Source organism: Leifsonia soli (genome assembly GCF_013408745.1).
Lineage (GTDB): Bacteria > Actinomycetota > Actinomycetes > Actinomycetales > Microbacteriaceae > Leifsonia > Leifsonia soli.
The window spans coordinates 1310051-1328546 of sequence record NZ_JACCBJ010000001.1; the positions used below are offsets into that span (position 1 = coordinate 1310051).

The 18496-nt window shown below is 69.7% G+C and carries 15 protein-coding genes; 6 read left to right on the forward strand and 9 right to left on the reverse strand.

Annotated features, from left to right (window positions below; genetic code table 11):
• Positions 1 to 74 precede the first annotated feature (74 nt).
• The 4 genes from BJ963_RS06395 to BJ963_RS06410 all read left to right on the forward strand — a co-directional run bounded on the left by BJ963_RS06395 (position 75) and on the right by BJ963_RS06410 (position 5321).
• Positions 75 to 686, forward strand: a complete 612-nt coding sequence (locus tag BJ963_RS06395; protein WP_179455372.1) for a DUF3000 family protein — start codon at positions 75 to 77, stop codon at positions 684 to 686.
• Positions 679 to 1875: an HRDC domain-containing protein gene (locus BJ963_RS06400; RefSeq protein WP_179455374.1), complete on the forward strand. Its 1197-nt coding sequence runs from the start codon at positions 679 to 681 to the stop codon at positions 1873 to 1875. Before BJ963_RS06395 ends, BJ963_RS06400 begins: the two co-directional genes overlap by 8 nt.
• A 73-nt stretch (positions 1876 to 1948) precedes the next feature.
• Positions 1949 to 3175, forward strand: a complete 1227-nt coding sequence (locus tag BJ963_RS06405; RefSeq protein ID WP_179455376.1) for an acetyl-CoA C-acyltransferase — start codon at positions 1949 to 1951, stop codon at positions 3173 to 3175.
• A gap of 7 nt (positions 3176 to 3182) precedes the next feature.
• Positions 3183 to 5321 carry a 3-hydroxyacyl-CoA dehydrogenase NAD-binding domain-containing protein gene (locus tag BJ963_RS06410; RefSeq protein WP_179455378.1) on the forward strand — a complete coding sequence of 713 codons (2139 nt, stop codon included), beginning with the start codon at positions 3183 to 3185 and terminating at the stop codon, positions 5319 to 5321.
• 91 nt (positions 5322 to 5412) lie between these two features.
• On the opposite strand, the gene BJ963_RS06415 is transcribed toward BJ963_RS06410, so the two are convergent.
• From BJ963_RS06415 to dut, 8 genes are all read right to left on the reverse strand, one after another.
• Positions 5413 to 6393 carry an aldo/keto reductase gene (locus tag BJ963_RS06415; protein ID WP_179455380.1) on the reverse strand — a complete coding sequence of 327 codons (981 nt, stop codon included), beginning with the start codon at positions 6391 to 6393 and terminating at the stop codon, positions 5413 to 5415.
• Positions 6390 to 6791, reverse strand: a complete 402-nt coding sequence (locus tag BJ963_RS06420; protein WP_179455382.1) for a MerR family transcriptional regulator — start codon at positions 6789 to 6791, stop codon at positions 6390 to 6392. The genes BJ963_RS06415 and BJ963_RS06420 overlap by 4 nt, the downstream gene beginning before the upstream one ends.
• Positions 6792 to 6851: 60 nt before the next feature.
• Positions 6852 to 8804 carry a 1-deoxy-D-xylulose-5-phosphate synthase gene (gene dxs, locus BJ963_RS06425; protein ID WP_089910278.1) on the reverse strand — a complete coding sequence of 651 codons (1953 nt, stop codon included), beginning with the start codon at positions 8802 to 8804 and terminating at the stop codon, positions 6852 to 6854.
• Between the two features lie 204 nt (positions 8805 to 9008).
• Positions 9009 to 11837, reverse strand: coding sequence for an aconitate hydratase AcnA (gene acnA / locus BJ963_RS06430; RefSeq protein ID WP_179455384.1), 2829 nt, complete (start codon positions 11835 to 11837; stop codon positions 9009 to 9011).
• Positions 11838 to 11976: 139 nt separating this feature from the next.
• Positions 11977 to 14358 carry an HAD-IC family P-type ATPase gene (locus BJ963_RS06435; RefSeq protein WP_179455386.1) on the reverse strand — a complete coding sequence of 794 codons (2382 nt, stop codon included), beginning with the start codon at positions 14356 to 14358 and terminating at the stop codon, positions 11977 to 11979.
• 36 nt (positions 14359 to 14394) lie between these two features.
• Complete coding sequence (locus BJ963_RS06440) at positions 14395 to 15192, reverse strand: DUF3159 domain-containing protein (RefSeq protein WP_179455388.1); 798 nt, start codon at positions 15190 to 15192, stop codon at positions 14395 to 14397.
• 9 nt (positions 15193 to 15201) lie between these two features.
• Entirely contained in the window at positions 15202 to 15810 is a 609-nt protein-coding gene (locus tag BJ963_RS06445; RefSeq protein ID WP_218857373.1) for a DUF3710 domain-containing protein, read from the reverse strand.
• Positions 15811 to 15875: 65 nt separating this feature from the next.
• Entirely contained in the window at positions 15876 to 16334 is a 459-nt protein-coding gene (gene dut / locus BJ963_RS06450; RefSeq protein WP_179455393.1) for a dUTP diphosphatase, read from the reverse strand.
• A gap of 40 nt (positions 16335 to 16374) precedes the next feature.
• Between dut and BJ963_RS06455 the strand changes: the two genes are divergently transcribed.
• Positions 16375 to 16821 carry a DUF3093 domain-containing protein gene (locus BJ963_RS06455; protein ID WP_179455395.1) on the forward strand — a complete coding sequence of 149 codons (447 nt, stop codon included), beginning with the start codon at positions 16375 to 16377 and terminating at the stop codon, positions 16819 to 16821.
• Positions 16822 to 16832: 11 nt separating this feature from the next.
• On the opposite strand, the gene BJ963_RS06460 is transcribed toward BJ963_RS06455, so the two are convergent.
• A complete protein-coding gene (locus BJ963_RS06460; protein WP_026307201.1) occupies positions 16833 to 17126 on the reverse strand; it encodes a DUF4193 domain-containing protein in 294 nt (97 codons plus the stop codon).
• A gap of 203 nt (positions 17127 to 17329) precedes the next feature.
• Here BJ963_RS06460 and sepH point away from each other — a divergent pair, with 203 nt between their 5' ends.
• Positions 17330 to 18478, forward strand: a complete 1149-nt coding sequence (gene sepH / locus BJ963_RS06465) for a septation protein SepH (RefSeq protein ID WP_179455397.1) — start codon at positions 17330 to 17332, stop codon at positions 18476 to 18478.
• The last annotated feature ends 18 nt before the right edge of the window (positions 18479 to 18496 follow it).

Below are 18496 nucleotides of genomic sequence, written 5' to 3' on the forward strand. Positions count from 1 at the left end.
GGTACGCCCTCAGGAGTTCCCCAGGCGGCGTGCCTTACTGACGCCGGACGCCAAAGGCTTCTAGTGTTCGAAGCGTGCCGACACCGACATCCCCACCGCAGCACCCGGCGGAATTCGCCACGGCGCTGCAGTCCATCCGCACCGCAGTGTCGCGTCCGGAGCTCGTGATCGAGGAGATCCCCGCGCCCGCGCAGCTGGCGCCGTACTCCGTCGCGCTCGCCGCCGACGTCCGGCCCGCGCGCCACGGAAGCGATTCGGATCTCGGCACGGGACGCTTCATCCTGCTCTACGACCCCGAGGAGCCGGAGGCGTGGGGCGGCCGCTTCCGGATCGTCTGCTTCGCGCAGGCCCCGCTGGAGACCGACATCGGCCTCGACCCGTTCCTCGCCGACGTCGCCTGGTCGTGGCTGGTGGACGCCCTCGACGCGCGTCACGCGCGCTACACGGCCGCGAGCGGGACGGCCACCAAGATCATCTCCACCGGCTTCGGCGAGCTCGCCGCCCAGGGCGACGGCTCCCAGATCGAGCTGCGCGCCTCCTGGAGCCCGCTCGAGGCGGACGTCTCCGCACATGTCGAGGGATGGGGCGAGCTGCTGTGCATGCTCGCCGGCCTCCCCCCGACCGGCGAGGGGGTGAGCCTGCTCAGCGCCCGGGCGGCCGCGCCCAGGAAGGCGCCGCGTGGCTGAGTACACGGTCATCGAGACCCGTGCCGACTACCTCGCGGCGGTCGAGCGCATCGCCGCGGGGACGGGGCCGATCGCGGTCGACGCCGAGCGGGCCAGCGGCTTCCGGTATTCGCAGAGGGCCTACCTCATCCAGGTCTTCCGGCGAGAGGCCGGCACCTTCCTCTTCGACCCGCCGGCGGTCGGCCGCTTCGACGAGCTGAACGAGGCCATCCACGACGACGAGTGGGTGCTGCACGCGGCGACGCAGGATCTGACCTGCCTGCGCGAGGTCGGGCTCGACCCGTCCATCGTGTTCGACACGGAGCTCGCAGCACGCCTGCTCGGGATGCCGCGCGTCGGCCTCGGCACGGTCGTGGAGGAGCTCCTCGGCATCCACCTGGCGAAGGAGCACAGCGCGGCCGACTGGTCGACCCGTCCCCTCCCCCAGCCGTGGCTCGACTACGCCGCCCTCGACGTGCAGCTGCTCCCCGATCTGCGGGACGCGATCGCTGCGCTGCTGGACGAGGCGGGCAAGACCGACATCGCGCACCAGGAGTTCGCCGACGAGCTCGTCCGCGACCTGGTCCCGGTGCGCAGCGAGCCCTGGCGGCGCCTGTCGGGCATCCACTCGATCCGCGGCGTCCGAAACCTCGCCGTCGCCCGTGAGCTGTGGCAGGCCAGGGACGCCCTGGCCCGGGAGATCGACACCGCGCCCGGCCGTCTGGTCCCCGACGCGTCGCTCACCGCCGCCGCCAAGGCGATGCCGGAGTCGAAGCGCGCGCTCGCGGCGATGCGGGAGTTCACCGGGCGCGCCAGCCGCACGGAGATCGACCGCTGGTGGGCGGCCATCGAAACGGGACGCACCACCGACGACCTCCCTGTGCTGCGCGGCAACGGCGACACCCTGCCTCCGCCCCGGGCGTGGTCCGACCGCAATCCGGATGCGGATGCCCGTCTCAAGGCGGCGCGCACGGCGCTCACGGCTGTGTCCGAGGAGCGCAGCATCCCGCTGGAGAACCTGCTCACCCCCGACACGCTGCGCCGCGTCGCCTGGACTCCCCCCGCCGAAATCACGCCGGAGAGCGTCGCCGAGGCCCTCGCCGCGCACGGTGCACGGCCGTGGCAGGTTGCCGCAACCTCACAGGTGATCGCCCAGGCATTTGTGGAAAGCAGCCAAAGCGCCGACGAGGGGTCGGAGCCCGCTTCGTAGGAAGGATCAAACGATTCTTTTCGTGCACAACGGTGTACCTAGGATCGTTTCCGACCTTGATTTGGGAGGCACTGTGGCCGATAGGAACGATGTCGTGTTCGTCGACGGAGTCCGTACTCCGTTCGGACGGGCCGGCGAAAAAGGGCAGTACTGGAACACCCGCGCGGACGACCTCGTCGTGAAGGCGATGATCGGACTGCTGGAGCGGAACCCCCAGGTGCCCAAGGACCGGATCGACGACGTGGCGATCGCCGCGACGACGCAGCAGGGCGACCAGGGTCTCACCCTCGGCCGTACCGCCGCACTCCTCGCCGGACTGCCCAAGTCCGTCCCCGGATTCGCGATCGACCGGATGTGCGCCGGCGCGATGACCAGCGTCACCACTCTCGGCTCCGGCATCGCGTTCGGCGCGTACGACCTGGTGATCGCGGGCGGCGTCGAGCACATGGGCCGTCATCCGATGGGCTTCGGAGCCGACCCGAACCCGCGCTTCCTCTCCGAGAAGATGGTCGCGGAGGACGCGCTCAACATGGGCATGACGGCCGAGCGCATCCACGACCGGTTCCCCGCGCTCACCAAGGAGCGCTCCGACCGCTTCGCCATGCGCAGCCAGCAGAAGCTGGCCGCGGCGTACGAGGCCGGCAAGATCCAGCCGGACCTCGTGCCTGTCGCGATCCGCTCCGAGTCCGGCTGGAGCCTCGCCACGCAGGACGAGGGGATGCGTCCCCAGACCACCATGGAGGGGCTCGCCACTCTGAAGACCCCGTTCCGGCCGCACGGCCGCGTCACGGCGGGCAACTCGTCGCCGCTGACCGACGGCGCCACGGCCTCCCTCCTCGCGTCCACCGACGCGGTGAAGGAGCTGGGTCTCACCCCCAAGATGCGCATGGTGAGCTTCGCGTTCGCGGGCGTCGAGCCGGAGATCATGGGCCTCGGGCCCGTCCCGTCGACCGAGAAGGCGCTCCGCAAGGCGGGCCTCCGCATCGACGACATCGGGCTGTTCGAGCTGAACGAGGCGTTCGCCATCCAGGTGCTGTCGTTCCTCGACCACTTCGGCATCGCCGACGACGACCCGCGCGTCAACCTGTGGGGCGGCGCGATCGCGATCGGCCACCCGCTCGCCGCGAGCGGAGTCCGCCTGATGATCCAGCTGGCGCGCCAGTTCGAGGAGCACCCGGAGGTGCGCTACGGCATCACCGCGATGTGCGTGGGCCTCGGCCAGGGCGGAACCGTCATCTGGGAGAACCCCCACTTCTCCGGAAAAGCACTGCACGACAAGCGCGCCGCGCGGAAGGGCTGACACGCACGTGACCGACTACAGCACGATCGACTTCTCCCCCCTCGCCGACCTCACCGACGACGAGGTCGTCACCCACTCCTTCGTCCGCGACGTCCCGCTCCCCAGCGGCAAGACGCTCGCTCTGGTCACCCTCGACAACGGCCGCGACCACACCCGCCCCAACACCATGGGGCCGGCGACGCTGCTGGAGCTCGGGAAGACCTTCGACGAGCTGACCGAGCGCGCGAAGCGCGGCGAGATCGACGCGGTCGCCGTCACCGGCAAGCCGTTCATCCTCGCCGCAGGAGCCGACCTCAGCCGCGTCAGCGAGATCCCCAGCGTCGAGGTGGCTAAGCTGCTCCCGCAGCTGGGCCACTACGTTCTCGGCAAGCAGGCGACCTTCGGCGTCCCGTCGTTCGTGTTCACGAACGGCCTGGCGCTGGGCGGCGGCGTGGAGATCGGCCTCAACGCCGACTACCGCAGCATCGACCGCAATGCGGCCGCTTTCGCCCTGCCCGAGGTCTTCCTCGGCCTCATCCCCGGCTGGGGCGGCGCGACCATCCTGCCCAACCTGATCGGCATCGAGAACGCCCTCAAGGTGATCGTCGAGAACCCACTGAAGCAGAACAGGATGCTGAAGCCGCAGGAGGTCTTCGACCTCGGGATCGCGGACGCGATCTTCGACTCGGCCAACTTCCTCGAGGACTCGCTGCGGTGGGCCGACACGGTCCTCACCGGCGACGTCGTCGTCAAGCGCCCGAACGAGCCGGGCAAGATCGAGCGCATGGTGAAGTGGGATGCCGCCATCGGCATCGCGCGGAAGATGCTCGAGTCGCGCATCGGCACCGTCCCGAAGTCGCCGTACAAGGCACTCGAGCTGCTCAAGGCCGCGAAGGCGAACGACCGGGAGGCCGGGTTCGCCCTCGAGGACGACGCGCTCGCGGAGCTCATCGCGGGCGACCAGTTCCAGGCGAGCATCTACGCGTTCAACCTCGTGCAGAAGCGTGCGAAGCGCCCGGCCGGCGCCCCGGACAAGAAGGTCGCGAAGAAGGTCACCAAGATCGGCGTCATCGGCGCCGGCTACATGGCCAGCCAGTTCGCGCTGCTCTTCGTTCGGCGCCTCCGGGTGCCCGTGGTCATCACCGACCTCGACCAGGCGCACGTCGACAAGGGCGTCGCGTACATCCACGACGAGATCGGCAAACTGCAGGAGAAGGGCCGCATCTCCCCCGATGAGGCCAACCGCCTGCGCGCACTGGTCACCGGCACCACCGACAAGGCCGACTTCGCCGACTGCGACTGGGTCATCGAGGCGGTGTTCGAGGAGCTCGGCGTGAAGCAGGACGTCTTCGAGCAGGTGGAGCAGTTCGTCTCCGACGAGGCGGTGCTCGCGACGAACACCTCCTCCCTGTCGGTGGAGCAGATCGGCGCCAAGCTGAAGCATCCCGAGCGCCTGGTGGGCTTCCACTTCTTCACGCCGGTCGCGGTCATGCCGCTGATCGAGGTCGTGAACACGCCGCTCACGGATGAGGCGACGCTGTCGACCGCGATGGTGACGGCGGCAGCGCTCAAGAAGAATGCGGTCATCACGGCCGACACCCCCGGGTTCGTGGTGAACCGCATCCTCGCGAAGATCCTCGGCGACGCGATGCACGCGGTCGACGACGGGACGCCGTTCGACGTCGTCGACGAGGCGATCGCGCCGCTCGGCCTGCCGATGGCGCCGTCCGCCCTGCTCGACCTGGTGGGACTCAAGGTCGGCGCACATGTGCTCGACACCCACCATGCGGCCTTCCCCGACCGGTTCTACCGCTCGGAGAACCTCCACAAGCTGGCCGAGTACGGCACGCTGCTGGAGAAGGATGCCAAGGGCAAGGTGAAGGGCCTCGACAAGGGCGCGGCGAAGATCGTCTCCGGCGGCACGAACCCGTGGACGAAGGAGCAGATCCTGCGGACCCTCGAAGACGGCCTGGCCGATGAGATCCACCGCATGCTCGCCGACGACCACGTGGTCGAAGCACCCGAGGACATCGACCTGTGCATGATCCTCGGTGCGGGCTTCCCGTTCCAGATGGGCGGCATCACCCCCTACCTGGATCGCGTCGGAGCGTCCGAGCGCGTGTTCGGCGACACGTTCCACCACCCGCCGGTCAAGGGCGTCGCCTGACGCGCTGCCGAGTTGACGCGCTGCCGAGTTGACGCGACACGCCGTCCGCCCGATCGAGCGGACGGCGTGTCGCGTCAGGCAGGGTCGGCTGTCAGCGGTTGACCGTCGACATGTCCGGGTAGCGGTCGCCGACGGGGGCGGCCACCGCATCCAGCCGCGCCAGCTGCTCCGGGGTGAGCTGCAGGTCGGCGGCGGCGACGTTCTGCTCCAGGTTGGCGACCTTCGTCGTGCCCGGGATCGGCGCGATGTCGTCGCCCTTCGACAGCAGCCACGCGAGGGCCACCTGGCCGGGCTTCGCGCCGACCTCCCGCGCGACCTCGTCCACCTGCTCCACGATCCGGATGTTGGCCTCCAGGTTGTCTCCCTCGAACCGCGGGTTGAAGCGGCGGAAGTCGTCGTCCGACAGCTGGTCGAGCGAGCGGATCGTCCCGGTGAGGAAGCCGCGGCCGAGCGGCGAGTACGGCACGAAGCCGATGCCGAGCTCGCGAACCGTCGGCAGCACCTCGGCCTCCGGGTCGCGCGTCCACAGCGAGTACTCCGTCTGGATGGCGGTCACCGGGTGGACGGCGTTGGCGCGGCGGATGGTCGCAGGCGACGCTTCCGACAGTCCGTAGTGCCGGATCTTGCCCTCCTCGATCAGCTCCTTCAGTGCCCCGACGGTCTCCTCGATGGGCGTGTCCGGGTCCATCCGGTGCTGGTAGTAGAGGTCGATGTGGTCGGTCTGCAGACGACGCAGCGAGCCTTCGACGGAGAGCCGCACGTTATCGGCCGAGCCGTCCATCCCGCGCTCGTCGTTCTGGCGGTGCTTGATGGTGCCGAACTTGGTGGCGATGACGACGCGGTCGCGGCGGCCGTCGGCGAACGCCTTCGCGAGCAGCTCCTCGTTCGTGTACGGCCCATAGATCTCGGCCGTGTCGAAGAACGTCACGCCCAGCTCCATCGCGCGGTGGATGGTGCGGATCGAGCCCGCCTCGTCGCTGCCCGCACCGGTGTAGAACGCGGACATCCCCATGCAGCCCAGGCCCAGCTGCGAGACCTCCAGCTTCTCGGTTCCCAGTGCGATCGTCTTCATGCGTCGTTCCCTTCCGTGACCTGGCCGACGCTCTGCCGGTACAGGTCGATCTTGTAGTCGATGGCCGCCAGGCTCGCCGTCATCTCCTCCAGCTGCCGCACGACGGCCATGCGGTGCAGGAGCAGCAGCTCCAGTCGCTCCGCCTGCGTGTCGTCGCCCTGCCGCGCGAGCACGACGTACTGCCGCATCGTCGCGATGGGCATGGCGGTCGAGCGCAGCTTCGTGAGGAACGTCACCCAGGTGACGTCCGCGTCGGTGTAACGCCGGTGGGTGGAGGATGCGCGCTCGACCGGTGTCAGCATCAGCCCCTCGCGCTCGTAATAGCGCAAGGTGTGGGTGGTCAGCCCGGTCCGCTCGGCGACGTCGGAGATCGACATCGCCGTCCGTGTGTCGGTCATATCGCCACAGTAGAACTTCGAGCGCACTCCGAGTCAACCGGGGTCGGCGATCACGGAGATTTAGGCGGGACGCTTCTTCGCGGGGGCGGCGTCGGCAGCGGTCTCGTCGTCGGGCAGGGGGCGGGCGATCGGGACGCGGCTGCCGAGCACCTGCGCCACCAGATCGCGCGCGATCTTCTGCGGGGTGAGCCCGGCGTCCTCGAGGATCTGGTCACGCGAGGCATGGTCGATGAAGGCGTCCGGGAGGCCCAGCTCGTCGACCGCCGTGTCGATGCCCGCTTCGCGGAGGTCTTGGCGGACGCGCGTGCCGATGCCGCCGACGCGGATGCCGTCCTCGATCGTGACGACGATCCTGTGCTCCGCCGCGAGGGAGAGGATGCTCTTCGGCACCGGGACGACCCAGCGCGGGTCCACGACGGTCGCGCCGATCCCCTGCGCCGCCAGGCGGTCGGCGACCTTCAGCCCGAGGTCGGCCATCGGGCCGACGGTGACGAGCAGCACGTCCTTCCTGTCGCCCTCTCGGAGCACGTCCACGCCGTCGTCGAGCCGGCGGAGCGCCTCGATGTCGGGCTGGACGGACCCCTTCGGGAAGCGCAGGACGGTGGGACCGTCATCCACGGCGACGGCCTCCGCCAGCTCTTCCCGGAACCGCGTTCCGTCGCGCGGCGCGGCCAGCCGGATGCTCGGGACGACCTGCAGGATCGCGAGATCCCAGATGCCGTGGTGGCTCGGGCCGTCCGGACCGGTCACGCCGGCCCGGTCGAGAACGAAGGTGACGCCCGCCTTGTGGAGTCCGACATCCATCAGTACCTGGTCGAACGCGCGGTTCATGAACGTGGCGTAGATGGCGACGACGGGATGCAGCCCGCCGAACGCGAGACCGGCGGCGCTGGTCGCGGCGTGCTGCTCGGCGATGCCGACGTCGTGCACGCGCTCGGGGAAGCGCTCGGCGAACTTGTGCAGCCCGGTGGGGCGCAGCATCGCGGCGGTGATGCCGACGATCTTCGGGTCCTTCTCGGCGAGGCGGACGATCTCATCCGCGAACACGCCCGTCCAGGAGGGCTTGCTCGACCCCTCCATCGGCTCGCCGGTCTCCGGGTCGATCTGCCCGACCGAGTGGAACTGGTCGGCCGCGTCGCGCAGCGCGGGCTCGTAGCCCCGGCCCTTCTGCGTGATGGCATGGACGATGACAGGGGCCCCGTAGTTCTTCGCCTGGCGCAGCGCCTCCTCCATCGCCTCGATGTCGTGACCGTGGATGGGGCCGATGTACTTGATGTCGAGGTTCGAGTACAGCGCCTCGTTGTTGGAGAAGCGGCTCAGGAAGCCGTGCAGGCCGCCGCGCACGCCACGGTAGAACGACCGCCCGGGCGTACCCAGCTTGTCGAACGCCTTGCGCGACGTGAGGTACAGGTTGCGGTAGCTCTTGCGCGTCCGCACCGTGTTGAGGAAGCGCGCCATGCCGCCAATGGTCGGCGCGTACGAGCGGCCGTTGTCGTTGACGACGATGATCAGCTTGCGGTTGTTGTCGTCGGAGATGTTGTTGAGGGCCTCCCACGTCATCCCGCCCGTGAGGGCGCCGTCGCCCACGACGGCCACAACGTGCCGGTCCTGCTGTCCGGTGAGCTCGAATGCGCGGGAGATCCCGTCCGCCCAGGAGAGGGACGAGGAGGCGTGCGAGCTCTCCACGATGTCGTGCTCCGACTCCGACCGCTGCGGGTAGCCGGCCATGCCGCCGCGCTGCCGGAGCCGCGAGAAGTCCTGACGACCGGTGAGCAGCTTGTGCACGTACGACTGGTGCCCCGTGTCGAACACGATGGCATCGCGCGGGGAGTCGAAAACGCGGTGGATGGCGATGGTCGTCTCGACGACACCCAGGTTCGGGCCGAGGTGTCCACCGGTCTTCGCCACGTTGGCCACCAGGAACGCGCGCACCTCGGCCGCCAGCTGGACGAGCTCCCGCTCGGTCAGCCGGTCGAGGTCACGGGGACCGTGGATGGTCTCGAGGATTCCCATGGATTCGAGTCTAGGCGCGTCCTGGTGGACAGAGGCTCGGAACGTGCCGTACGAGGGTCCCCTTGACAATGCGTGCTCTCTCCGGCAAGGCGTCGGACCGGTGTATAGAACGGAGGCGCCCGGCGAGCGACACGCCCGTGGACGCGGAAAACGGAGGCGCCGGCGGCCGTGCGGGCCGTCGACGCCTCCGTTCGCGCGAGGTGCTCAGACCAGGCTGCGCAGCACGTACTGCAGGATGCCGCCGTTGCGGTAGTAGTCCGCCTCACCGGGGGTGTCGATGCGGACGACCGCGTCGAACTCGACGGTCGTCTTGCCCGCGCGCGAGTTGTCGCTCGGCTCCGCGACCACGTGCACCGTCTTCGGCGTCGTGCCCTCGTTCAGCTGCTCGAGACCCGTGATCGAGAACACCTCGGTGCCGTCGAGCCCCAGCGAGTCGGCGGACTCGCCGGCCGGGAACTGCAGCGGGACGACGCCCATGCCGATCAGGTTCGAGCGGTGGATGCGCTCGAAGCTCTCGGTGATGACCGCGCGGACGCCGAGCAGGCTGGTTCCCTTCGCAGCCCAGTCGCGCGACGAGCCGGAGCCGTACTCCTTGCCGCCGAGGATGACGAGCGGGGTGCCCTGCGCCTGGTAGTTCTGCGACGCGTCGTAGATGAACGACTGCGGGGCGCCCTCCCGGGTGAAGTCGCGGGTGTAGCCACCCTCGACTCCGTCCAGCAGCTGGTTCTTGAGGCGGATGTTCGCGAAGGTTCCGCGGATCATCACCTCGTGGTTGCCGCGGCGCGACCCGTAGGAGTTGAAGTCCTTGCGGTCGATGCCGTGCTCGGTGAGGTACTGGCCGGCCGGGCTGTCCGCCTTGATCGAGCCGGCGGGCGAGATGTGGTCGGTGGTGACCGAGTCGCCCAGCTTGGCGAGCACGCGGGCGCCGAGGATGTCGGAGACCGGCGTGGTGTCGAGCGTCATGCCCTCGAAGTACGGGGGCTTCCGCACGTAGGTCGACTTCTCGTCCCACTCGAAGATCGAGCCGGTCGGGGTCGGCAGCGACTTCCAGCGCTCGTCGCCCTCGAAGACGGACGCGTACTGGTGGACGAACATCCCCTCGTTGATCGACGAGTCGATGGTCTGCTGCACCTCGGCCGCGTCGGGCCAGATGTCCTTCAGGAAGACGTCGTTGCCCTCGGTGTCGGTGCCGAGCGGGTCGACCTCGAAGTCGAAGTTCATCGAACCGGCGAGGGCGTACGCGATGACCAGCGGCGGGCTCGCCAGGTAGTTCATCTTGACGTCCGGGTTGATGCGGCCCTCGAAGTTGCGGTTGCCCGAGAGCACCGCGGTGACGGCGAGGTCGTTGTCGTTGACGGCCTGCGAGATCTCCTCGGGCAGCGGGCCCGAGTTGCCGATGCAGGTGGTGCAGCCATAACCGACCGTGTAGAAGCCGAGGGCCTCCAGGTCGTGCGTGAGGCCGGCCTTCTCGTAGTAGTCGGTGACGACCTTGGAGCCAGGGGCGAGGGTCGTCTTGACCCACGGCTTGGCCTTGAGGCCCTTCTTCGCCGCATTGCGGGCGAGGAGGCCGGCGGCGAGCATGACCGACGGGTTGGAGGTGTTGGTGCACGACGTGATGGCCGCGATGGCGACGGCGCCGTGATCGAGGATGAAGTCCTCGCCGTTCTCGGACAGGCGGACCGGCGTCGGGTTGGATGCGGCCTTCGGCGCGTGGCTGTGGTGGCTGTGCTGGTGGGTGCTGCGCGCATCCTCCGGCTGGAGCTCGCCCGGGTCGGACGCCGGGAACGACTCGGAGATGGTCAGGTCGACCAGGTCGTGGGAGACGTCCGCGTAGTCGACGAGGTCCTTCTCGAACTGGTCCTTGGCGTGGCTCAGCTCGATGCGGTCCTGCGGGCGCTTCGGGCCGGCGATCGAGGGGACGACCGTGGAGAGGTCGAGCTCGAGGTACTCGCTGAAGACCGGTTCGACCGCGGGGTCGTGCCAGAGGCTCTGCGCCTTGGAGTACTCCTCGACCAGCTTCACCTGCTCCTCGCTGCGGCCGGTGAGGCGCAGGTAGTCGAGGGTGACGTCGTCGATCGGGAACATCGCGGCGGTCGAGCCGAACTCCGGGCTCATGTTGCCGATGGTCGCGCGGTTCGCGAGCGGCACCTCGGCGACGCCCGCTCCGTAGAACTCGACGAACTTGCCGACGACACCGTGCTTGCGCAGCATCTGCGTGATGGTCAGCACCACGTCGGTCGCAGTGACACCGGTCGGGATGGCGCCGGTCAGCTTGAAGCCGACGACCTTGGGGATGAGCATGGAGACGGGCTGGCCGAGCATGGCAGCCTCCGCCTCGATGCCACCGACGCCCCAGCCGAGCACGCCGAGGCCGTTGACCATGGTGGTGTGCGAGTCGGTGCCGACGCAGGTGTCCGGGTAGGCGAGCAGCTCGCCGTTGACCTCGCGGGTCATGGTGACGCGCGCCAGGTACTCGATGTTGACCTGGTGGACGATGCCGGTGCCCGGCGGGACGACCTTGAAGTCGTCGAACGCGGTCTGGCCCCAGCGGAGGAACTGGTACCGCTCGCCGTTGCGCTCGTACTCCAGGTCGGTGTTCCGCTCCAGCGCGTCCGGCTGGCCGAACAGGTCGGCGATGACGGAGTGGTCGATGACCATCTCGGCCGGGGCGAGCGGGTTGATCTTCTTGGGGTCGCCGCCGAGGGCGGAGACGGCCTCGCGCATGGTGGCGAGGTCGACGATGCAGGGGACGCCGGTGAAGTCCTGCATGATGACGCGGGCCGGCGTGTACTGGATCTCGGTGTCCGGCTCTGCGGCCGGGTCCCAGCCGCCGATGGCCCGGATGTGGTCGGCGGTGATGTTCGCGCCGTCCTCCGTGCGGAGCAGGTTCTCGAGCAGGACCTTGAGGCTGAACGGAAGCCGCTCGTACCCCTCGACCGTGTCGATTCCGAAGATCGTGTAGTCCTTCGACCCGACCGTCAGTGTCCGCTTCGCACCGAAGCTGCCGTGTCCTGCGTTCTCGGTTGCAGTCACAATGCCCTCTCCTTCATCGGCAGGCGATGTCCACGCACGCCTCGTCCATCTTCCTCGTCCGTCGAAGCGCCTTTCCAGCAAGGTAACCCTAAATCGCCGAACCGGAAAGTATCTTGACGTCGAGATAAATCTAGCACGCTCAGAGCCGGTCGAAGACCAGCGAGCGGCTCTTCGCGAAGCGGTAGAAGAGCTCGACCCCGACGGCTCCGACCGCCCCGATCGCGATGCCCCACGCGAGTGCGCCGTCCGCCTTCAGGTGCATCTCGAAGAAGGAGGCGGTGAACGGGATGAGGCACACCAGAGCGAAGGCCGCGGCCACCGCGACGAGCAGCAGCCAGCGCATCCCGGTGAGCGGACGGGTGAGCACGCACAGGATCCACAGCGACACGCAGAACAGCGCGACGGTGGTCACGCTGCGCGCCTCGTGCAGCGGGATGCTGCGATGCAGCGGAGCGTAGGCGACGATCGCGGTCACGCCGGCGATGAGGCCGGTCGGCACGGAGTACCGGAGCACCCGTCCGAGCACGCCCGGCGTGTAGATGCGCTTGTTGGGCGCCAGCGCGAGGAAGAAGGAGGGGATGCCGATGGCGAGCGTCGAGACCAGCGTCAGCTGGCGCGGGAGGAAGGGGAACGGCCACAGCAGGATCGCGCTGACCAGCGCCAGCAGGATGCCGTAGGTGGTCTTCGCGAGGAAGATGTTGGAGACGCGCTCGACGTTGGCGATGACGCGCCGCCCGGACGCGAGCACGTCGGGCAGGCGGTCGAAGCGGTCGTCGAGCAGCACGACGCGCGACACCGCCTTCGTCGCGGCCGTGCCGGTGCCCATCGCGATGCCGAGGTCGGCATCCTTGACCGCCATCGCGTCGTTCACACCGTCGCCGGTCATCGCGACCGTCCGTCCGCGTTCTTTGAGCAGCCGGACCGCCGTGCGCTTCTGGTCCGGGCTGACCCGCCCCAGCACACTCGCGGTGTCCAGCGCCTCGGCGAGCGCGTCGTCGGACGTCAGGGTGGACGCATCCACCGCAGCGCCCTCCAGCTCGAGCTCGCGGGCGATGGCCGCGACGGTGACCGGGTTGTCGCCGGACATGACGACGACGCGCACCGTCTGCTCCCGGAAGTAGCGCAGGGTGTCGCGCGCCTCGGGCCGCAGGGTCTCGGCGAGGAGCACGAGCAGGGCCGGCTCGACGCGCACCCCGGTCAGCGGTCGGTGGACGTCGTCGGGCAACGGGTCGACCGCCCGCGCCAGCGCCAGCGTCCGCAGGCCGGTCGCCGCCAGCTCGGTAGCGCGGGCGAGCGCGACGGGGTGCGCCTCGAGCACCCGCTCCGGAGCGCCGAGCACCCACGAGCTCTCCTCGTCGTCGACGGTCATGGTGAGCGCGCTGTACTTGGTCGCAGAGCTGAACGGGATGCGCCGGGCCACCCCGAAGCGGTCGCTGCGGAACCGCGACCCCAGCAGGCCGGACGTCGCGTTGCCCGCCTCGTCCGATCCGAAGGCGGCCAGCGCCGTCTCGGCCAGCTGCTTTCCGTCCGGAGCCGCGGCCCCGACGACCTCCGTCCCGTGCAGCGCGAGCTCCCCGGTCGTCAGCGTCCCGGTCTTGTCGAGGCAGAGCACGTCGACGCGGGCGAGCACCTCGACGGCCGCGAGCTCCTGCACGAGCACCTTCTTGGTGGCCAGCTGGATGGCGGCGACGCCGAACGCGAGGCTGGTCAGCAGCACGAGCCCCTCGGGGATCATGCCGACGACGGCGGCGACGGCGTCGACCAGCGCGCGCCGCCAGCGGGCGTCGACGAAGATCTCCGAGAACCCGCCGTAGGTGAGCACGCGCCCGATCAGCGTCACGACGATGAGCGGGCCGAGGATCCACGACAGGTACACCAGGATGCGGTTGGTCGCCTCGCGCAGCTCCGAGCGGACGAGCGAGTGCTTGCGGATCTCGCTGGTCAGACGGCTGGCGTAGGAGTCCGCCCCGACGGCGGTCACGAGGGCGATGCCCGTGCCGGTGACGACGTGCGAGCCGGAGAGGAGCGGCGCATCCGCATCCTTGAAGACGGGGTCGGACTCCCCCGTCAGCATCGACTCGTCGAGCGACAGCCCGGTGCTCTCCACCACCAGGGCGTCCGCCGGGATCTGGTCGCCCGGCCGCAGCACGAGGAGGTCGTCGATCACGACGTCCTCGAGGGCGACCGTCGCCACGTCCCCGTCGCGGCGCACGCGGCTGTGCGGCGCCGCCAGCAGGGCGGCCCGGTCGAGGACCCGCTTGGCGCGGTACTCCTGCACGATGCCGATCAGGGCGTTGACGACGACGATGCCGAAGAAGAAGCCGTCGCGCAGGTCGCCGAGCAGCACGACGGCGAGGAAGCAGGCGGTGAGGATGCCGTTGAACAGGGTGAAGATGTTCTCGCGGAGGATGTCGCCGAGCGACCGCGAACTCGGCTGCGTCTGCGTGTTCGCCCGGCCCGCGGCAACACGCTCCGCCACCTGGGCGGCCGTCAGCCCCGTCCGTGTCCCCGCGTCCAGCATCCGTCCCCCTCCGTCGCCCGCGAGCCCGCCGCCGTCCTAGCGGCCAGAGGCCGCGCCGCGGGGCGCCGTCGCCTTCTGCGGGAACTGGGCCTTGACCACGAACCACGTCACCAGCAGCAGCGGGGCGTAGAGCGGGACGCCCATGAGGAGCTTGGTGAGCGCGAGCGCGCTGGTCGCCGCGTCCGTGTGCGCCAGGTAGAGAGGGACCTGGACCACGAGCCGCGCGACGAAGAGCAGCAGCCAGAGGAAGGTGAGCGCCTGCATCACCCGGAACTTCCGCTTGTCGCTCCGCCAGGCGACCCCGTCGCCCATCAGGTAGCCGGCGGCCAGCCCGATGATCGGCCAGCGCACCAGCATGGAGATCAGGATGCCGGCGGCGTACGCGGCGTTGGTCCAGATCCCGAACAGGAAGTTGTCCTCGCCCCGCCCGGTGATGAGGGCGAGGATCGCCGAGACGCCAACGCCGATCAGTCCGGCCAGCGCCTGCGTGAGCGGCGTCCTCCCGATCACGCGCAGCACGGTGAAGACGATCGCGACGGCGACGGAGCAGCCGATCGACAGCGGGACGTTCTGCGTGAAGGTGAACAGGACGAGGAAGACGAGCCCCGGGAGGATCGTCTCGCAGAGCCCGCGGATGCCGCCAAGCGCGCCGAGCAGCGCCGCGCCGGTCGAGGCGTCGGTCTCCGCCAGCTGCCCGAGGCCCGAGCGGCGGGCGGCGGCCGCGATGCTGTCGCCCAGAGCGGGGGCCGGCGCGCCGGCGCCGGTCTCCGCGTTCTCCGCTGCGGTGGGCTCGGCCGGCGTGCTGTTCCGGTCGGGCCGGTCCTGATCGGTCATGCGTGCGCCCTAAAGAGAGGAGTAGTCGTTCTCGTTGCCGGTCGTCGGCGCGGCCGGCATCCGGAGCGGGATGAGGTCGCGCGGCGGCATCGGCACCGAGCCGCGGACCACCACGATGCTGCGGAACAGGTCTTCGACGAGCGCGGCCGCCTCCGGCTGCACCGCGGCATCCCCCGCGATCACGCCGCGGAGGAACCAACGAGGGCCGTCGACGCCGACGAAGCGGGCGACGCGGGTCTCGACCGGGCCGCCGTCCGGGGCCGCCACGGGGATCTCGGCCACGAGCTCCGGGCCGAACGCGCCGTCGCGCTCGGTGACCCGCCCGCCCTGGCGCTGGATCTGGTCGGTGATCTGGTCGCGGATCTCGTGCCACAGGCCGCTCGAGCGCGGCGCGGCGAACGGCTGAACCTGAAGCGTGGAGCCGGCGTAGTCCAAGCCGACCGCGACGACGCGCTGGGACTCCTCCTCCACCTCGAGGCGCAGGTGCAGGCCCTCCCGCGGGAGGATCTTCACCCCGCCGAGGTCGACGTACGGCCGGACGGGGTTGGCCTCGCTCTCGTCGAGCGGCCCCTCGGTCTCGCGGTCCGGCGGGGCCGACTTCTCGAACTCCGCCTCCAGGCCGTCGTCCTGCTGCTCGAGCTCTGCGCCCTCCTCGGCTCCGCGAGGGGTGTCGCTGATGTCGCTCACGCGTGTTCTCCTGACTCGGTCACGGTGTACCCGGACGAGCCGAAGCCCGCGGTGCCGCGGTGGCTGTCCGGGAGGGTGTCGACGGGGATGAACCGGGCCCGCGTGACCGGCATGACGATCAGCTGGGCGATCCGGTCGCCGACGGCGATATCGTACGGCATCGACCTGTCGGTATTGAGAAGGGTCACCCGGATCTCGCCGCGGTAGCCGGCATCCACCGTCCCCGGCGCATTGACGATCGTCAGCCCGTGCCGCATGGCGAGGCCGCTGCGCGGCACGACAAAGCCGGCGTACCCGTCGGGCAGGGCGATCGAGACGCCGGTCGGCATGGTGAAACGCTCCCCCGGACCGAGGCGCACCGCCTCCGCGGCGCACAGGTCGGCGCCGGCGTCGCCCGGGTGCGCGTACGCGGGCAGGGACGAGGCGATGATCGGGACGTCGACGGTATCGGTCACGTGTCAGAGGCTAGTGCAGAAGTCTGATCGAATAGAGGTCATGGACCTGTACCGAGAGCGACTCTGGGCGACGCCCTGGCTGTTCATCTCCACCCTGCTCGTCATCCCCGCGGTCATGCTCGTCTTCGCGCCGATCAACTTCACCGTCGGCGTCGTCCTGGCCATCGCGATCTACGTCGCCTGGGCGATCTTCCTCATCGCGACCGCGCCCGTCATCCGCGTGACGAAGGACGAGCTGGCGGCCGGCAACGCACGCATCCCGCTCGAGCTCGTCGGCGAGCCGACGGCGTACCGCGGCGACGACGCGACCCTGGAGCGCGGCCGGCGTCTCGATGCCCGGGCGTGGCTGCTCATCCGCGGCTGGATCAAGCCGGTCGTGAAGGTCCCGGTCCTCGACCAGGACGACCCGGCGCCCTACTGGCTCCTCTCGACAAGAAACCCGGACCAGCTGGTCCGGGTTCTCGATGAGGCTCGCCTCAGTTCCTAGTTCGTCCGACGTCAGGCGGCGCACTCCACGCAGATCGGTCCGAGCTTGGTCTCGTGATCGATCTGGGAGCGGTGCTTCACCAGGAAGCAGTTCACGCAGGTGAACTCGTCCGCCTGGGGAGGCAGCACGACGACGTCGAGGTCGAGGTCGGAGAGGTCGGCACCGGGGAGCTCGTATCCGCCGGGGTTGTCAGCGTCTTCGACGTCGACGACCCCCGACATCTTGTCCGGGACACGCTCCTTGAGGGCCTCGATCGACTCGGAGTCGTCCTCGGTCTTCCGCGGTGCGTCGTAATCCGTTGCCATGCCCATCCACTTCTCGTCGTAACGGCCGATTCTCGCAATCGGCGGCCATAGTTTGCATCAATCGCCCCTGAATAGCAAAACCAATCAGGAGCCTCTCAGCATTGCTCGGTGTGCAACTTCCGGCACGCCCGCGGTATTCCCCGGAATGCCTACTGCTCCGTGGCATCCTGGGGCCGTACGAACGAGCTCGGAAGGCAATCCACATGCAGGATCTGAAGGTCATCGGGGTCGAGAACGGCGCGCTGGTCGCCGTCGGCGACGACGGTGAGCGTTTCCGCATCGCCGTGGACGAGGCGTTGCAGTCGAAGGTGCGCCAGGTGCGGCAGGAGACGCCCGCCGACGCGCCGAAGCTCTCACCGCGCGAAGTGCAGGCCCACATCCGTTCCGGCATGTCCGCAGAGGACGTCGCAGCGGTCACCGGAGCGCCCCTGGAGTACGTCCAGCGCTTCGAGGGACCGATCATCGCCGAGCGCGAGCACATCGTGGCGAGCGCCCTCAGCGTCCCTGTGCACACCTCCGACGCCGTCGACCCGCTGGGCGAGGCCGAGACGTTCGGTTCGGTCATCCGCGACCGGCTGGCGTCGCTCGGCGTCGCCGGCGAGCGCTGGGCGAGCTGGAAGGACAGCGAGACCGGCTGGATCGTCAAGCTGGAGTTCACCGCCGACACCATCGACCACGACGCGCGCTGGTCGTACGACGCGCGCAAGCACGCCCTCGCGCCGCTGAACTCGGAGGCGACGACGCTCTCCCAGGCGGGCGAGCTGCGCGGCGGGGCGCTCATCCCCCGTCTCCGCGCCGTCCTGCCGCACGAGGGCGAGCCGGACAGCTCCCGCTTCGACAGCGGGGCCTTCACCTTCCCGGCCCCCGCCCCGGCCGCCGACCTGATGGGCCCGGAGATCACGGCGCCCATCGAGCCGCTGGCCCAGGGCCGCACGCCCGGCGCCAACAACTCGATCAGCGTCTCGGCCATCAAGCGCGCCGACGACGCCCCGCGAGATCTGCACCAGACCGCCGATCTGCTGGAGGCCCTCCGTCGCCGCCGCGGCGAGCGGGAGGCCGCCGGGTACGACGACCGGCCGACGCCGGCCGACGCGTCCCCGGTGGATGTCGTTCCGACCCCGCCGACCGAGGCCCCGGTCACGCCGACGCCCGGCCCGACGCCGTTCCGGCTGATCGATGAGCGTCCGCCCGCCGCCGAGCAGCCCCCGCTCCCCCTCGACGTGCCGGCTCCGCCGAGCGGTCCGTCGAACGACTCCGGTCCGCAGCCGTCGTCGCGGAAGAAGGGCCGGGCGGCCATGCCGAGCTGGGACGAGATCGTTTTCGGCGCGCGGACGGACGACGATCTGGCCTGAGCGGCAGGTCCTTCCTGC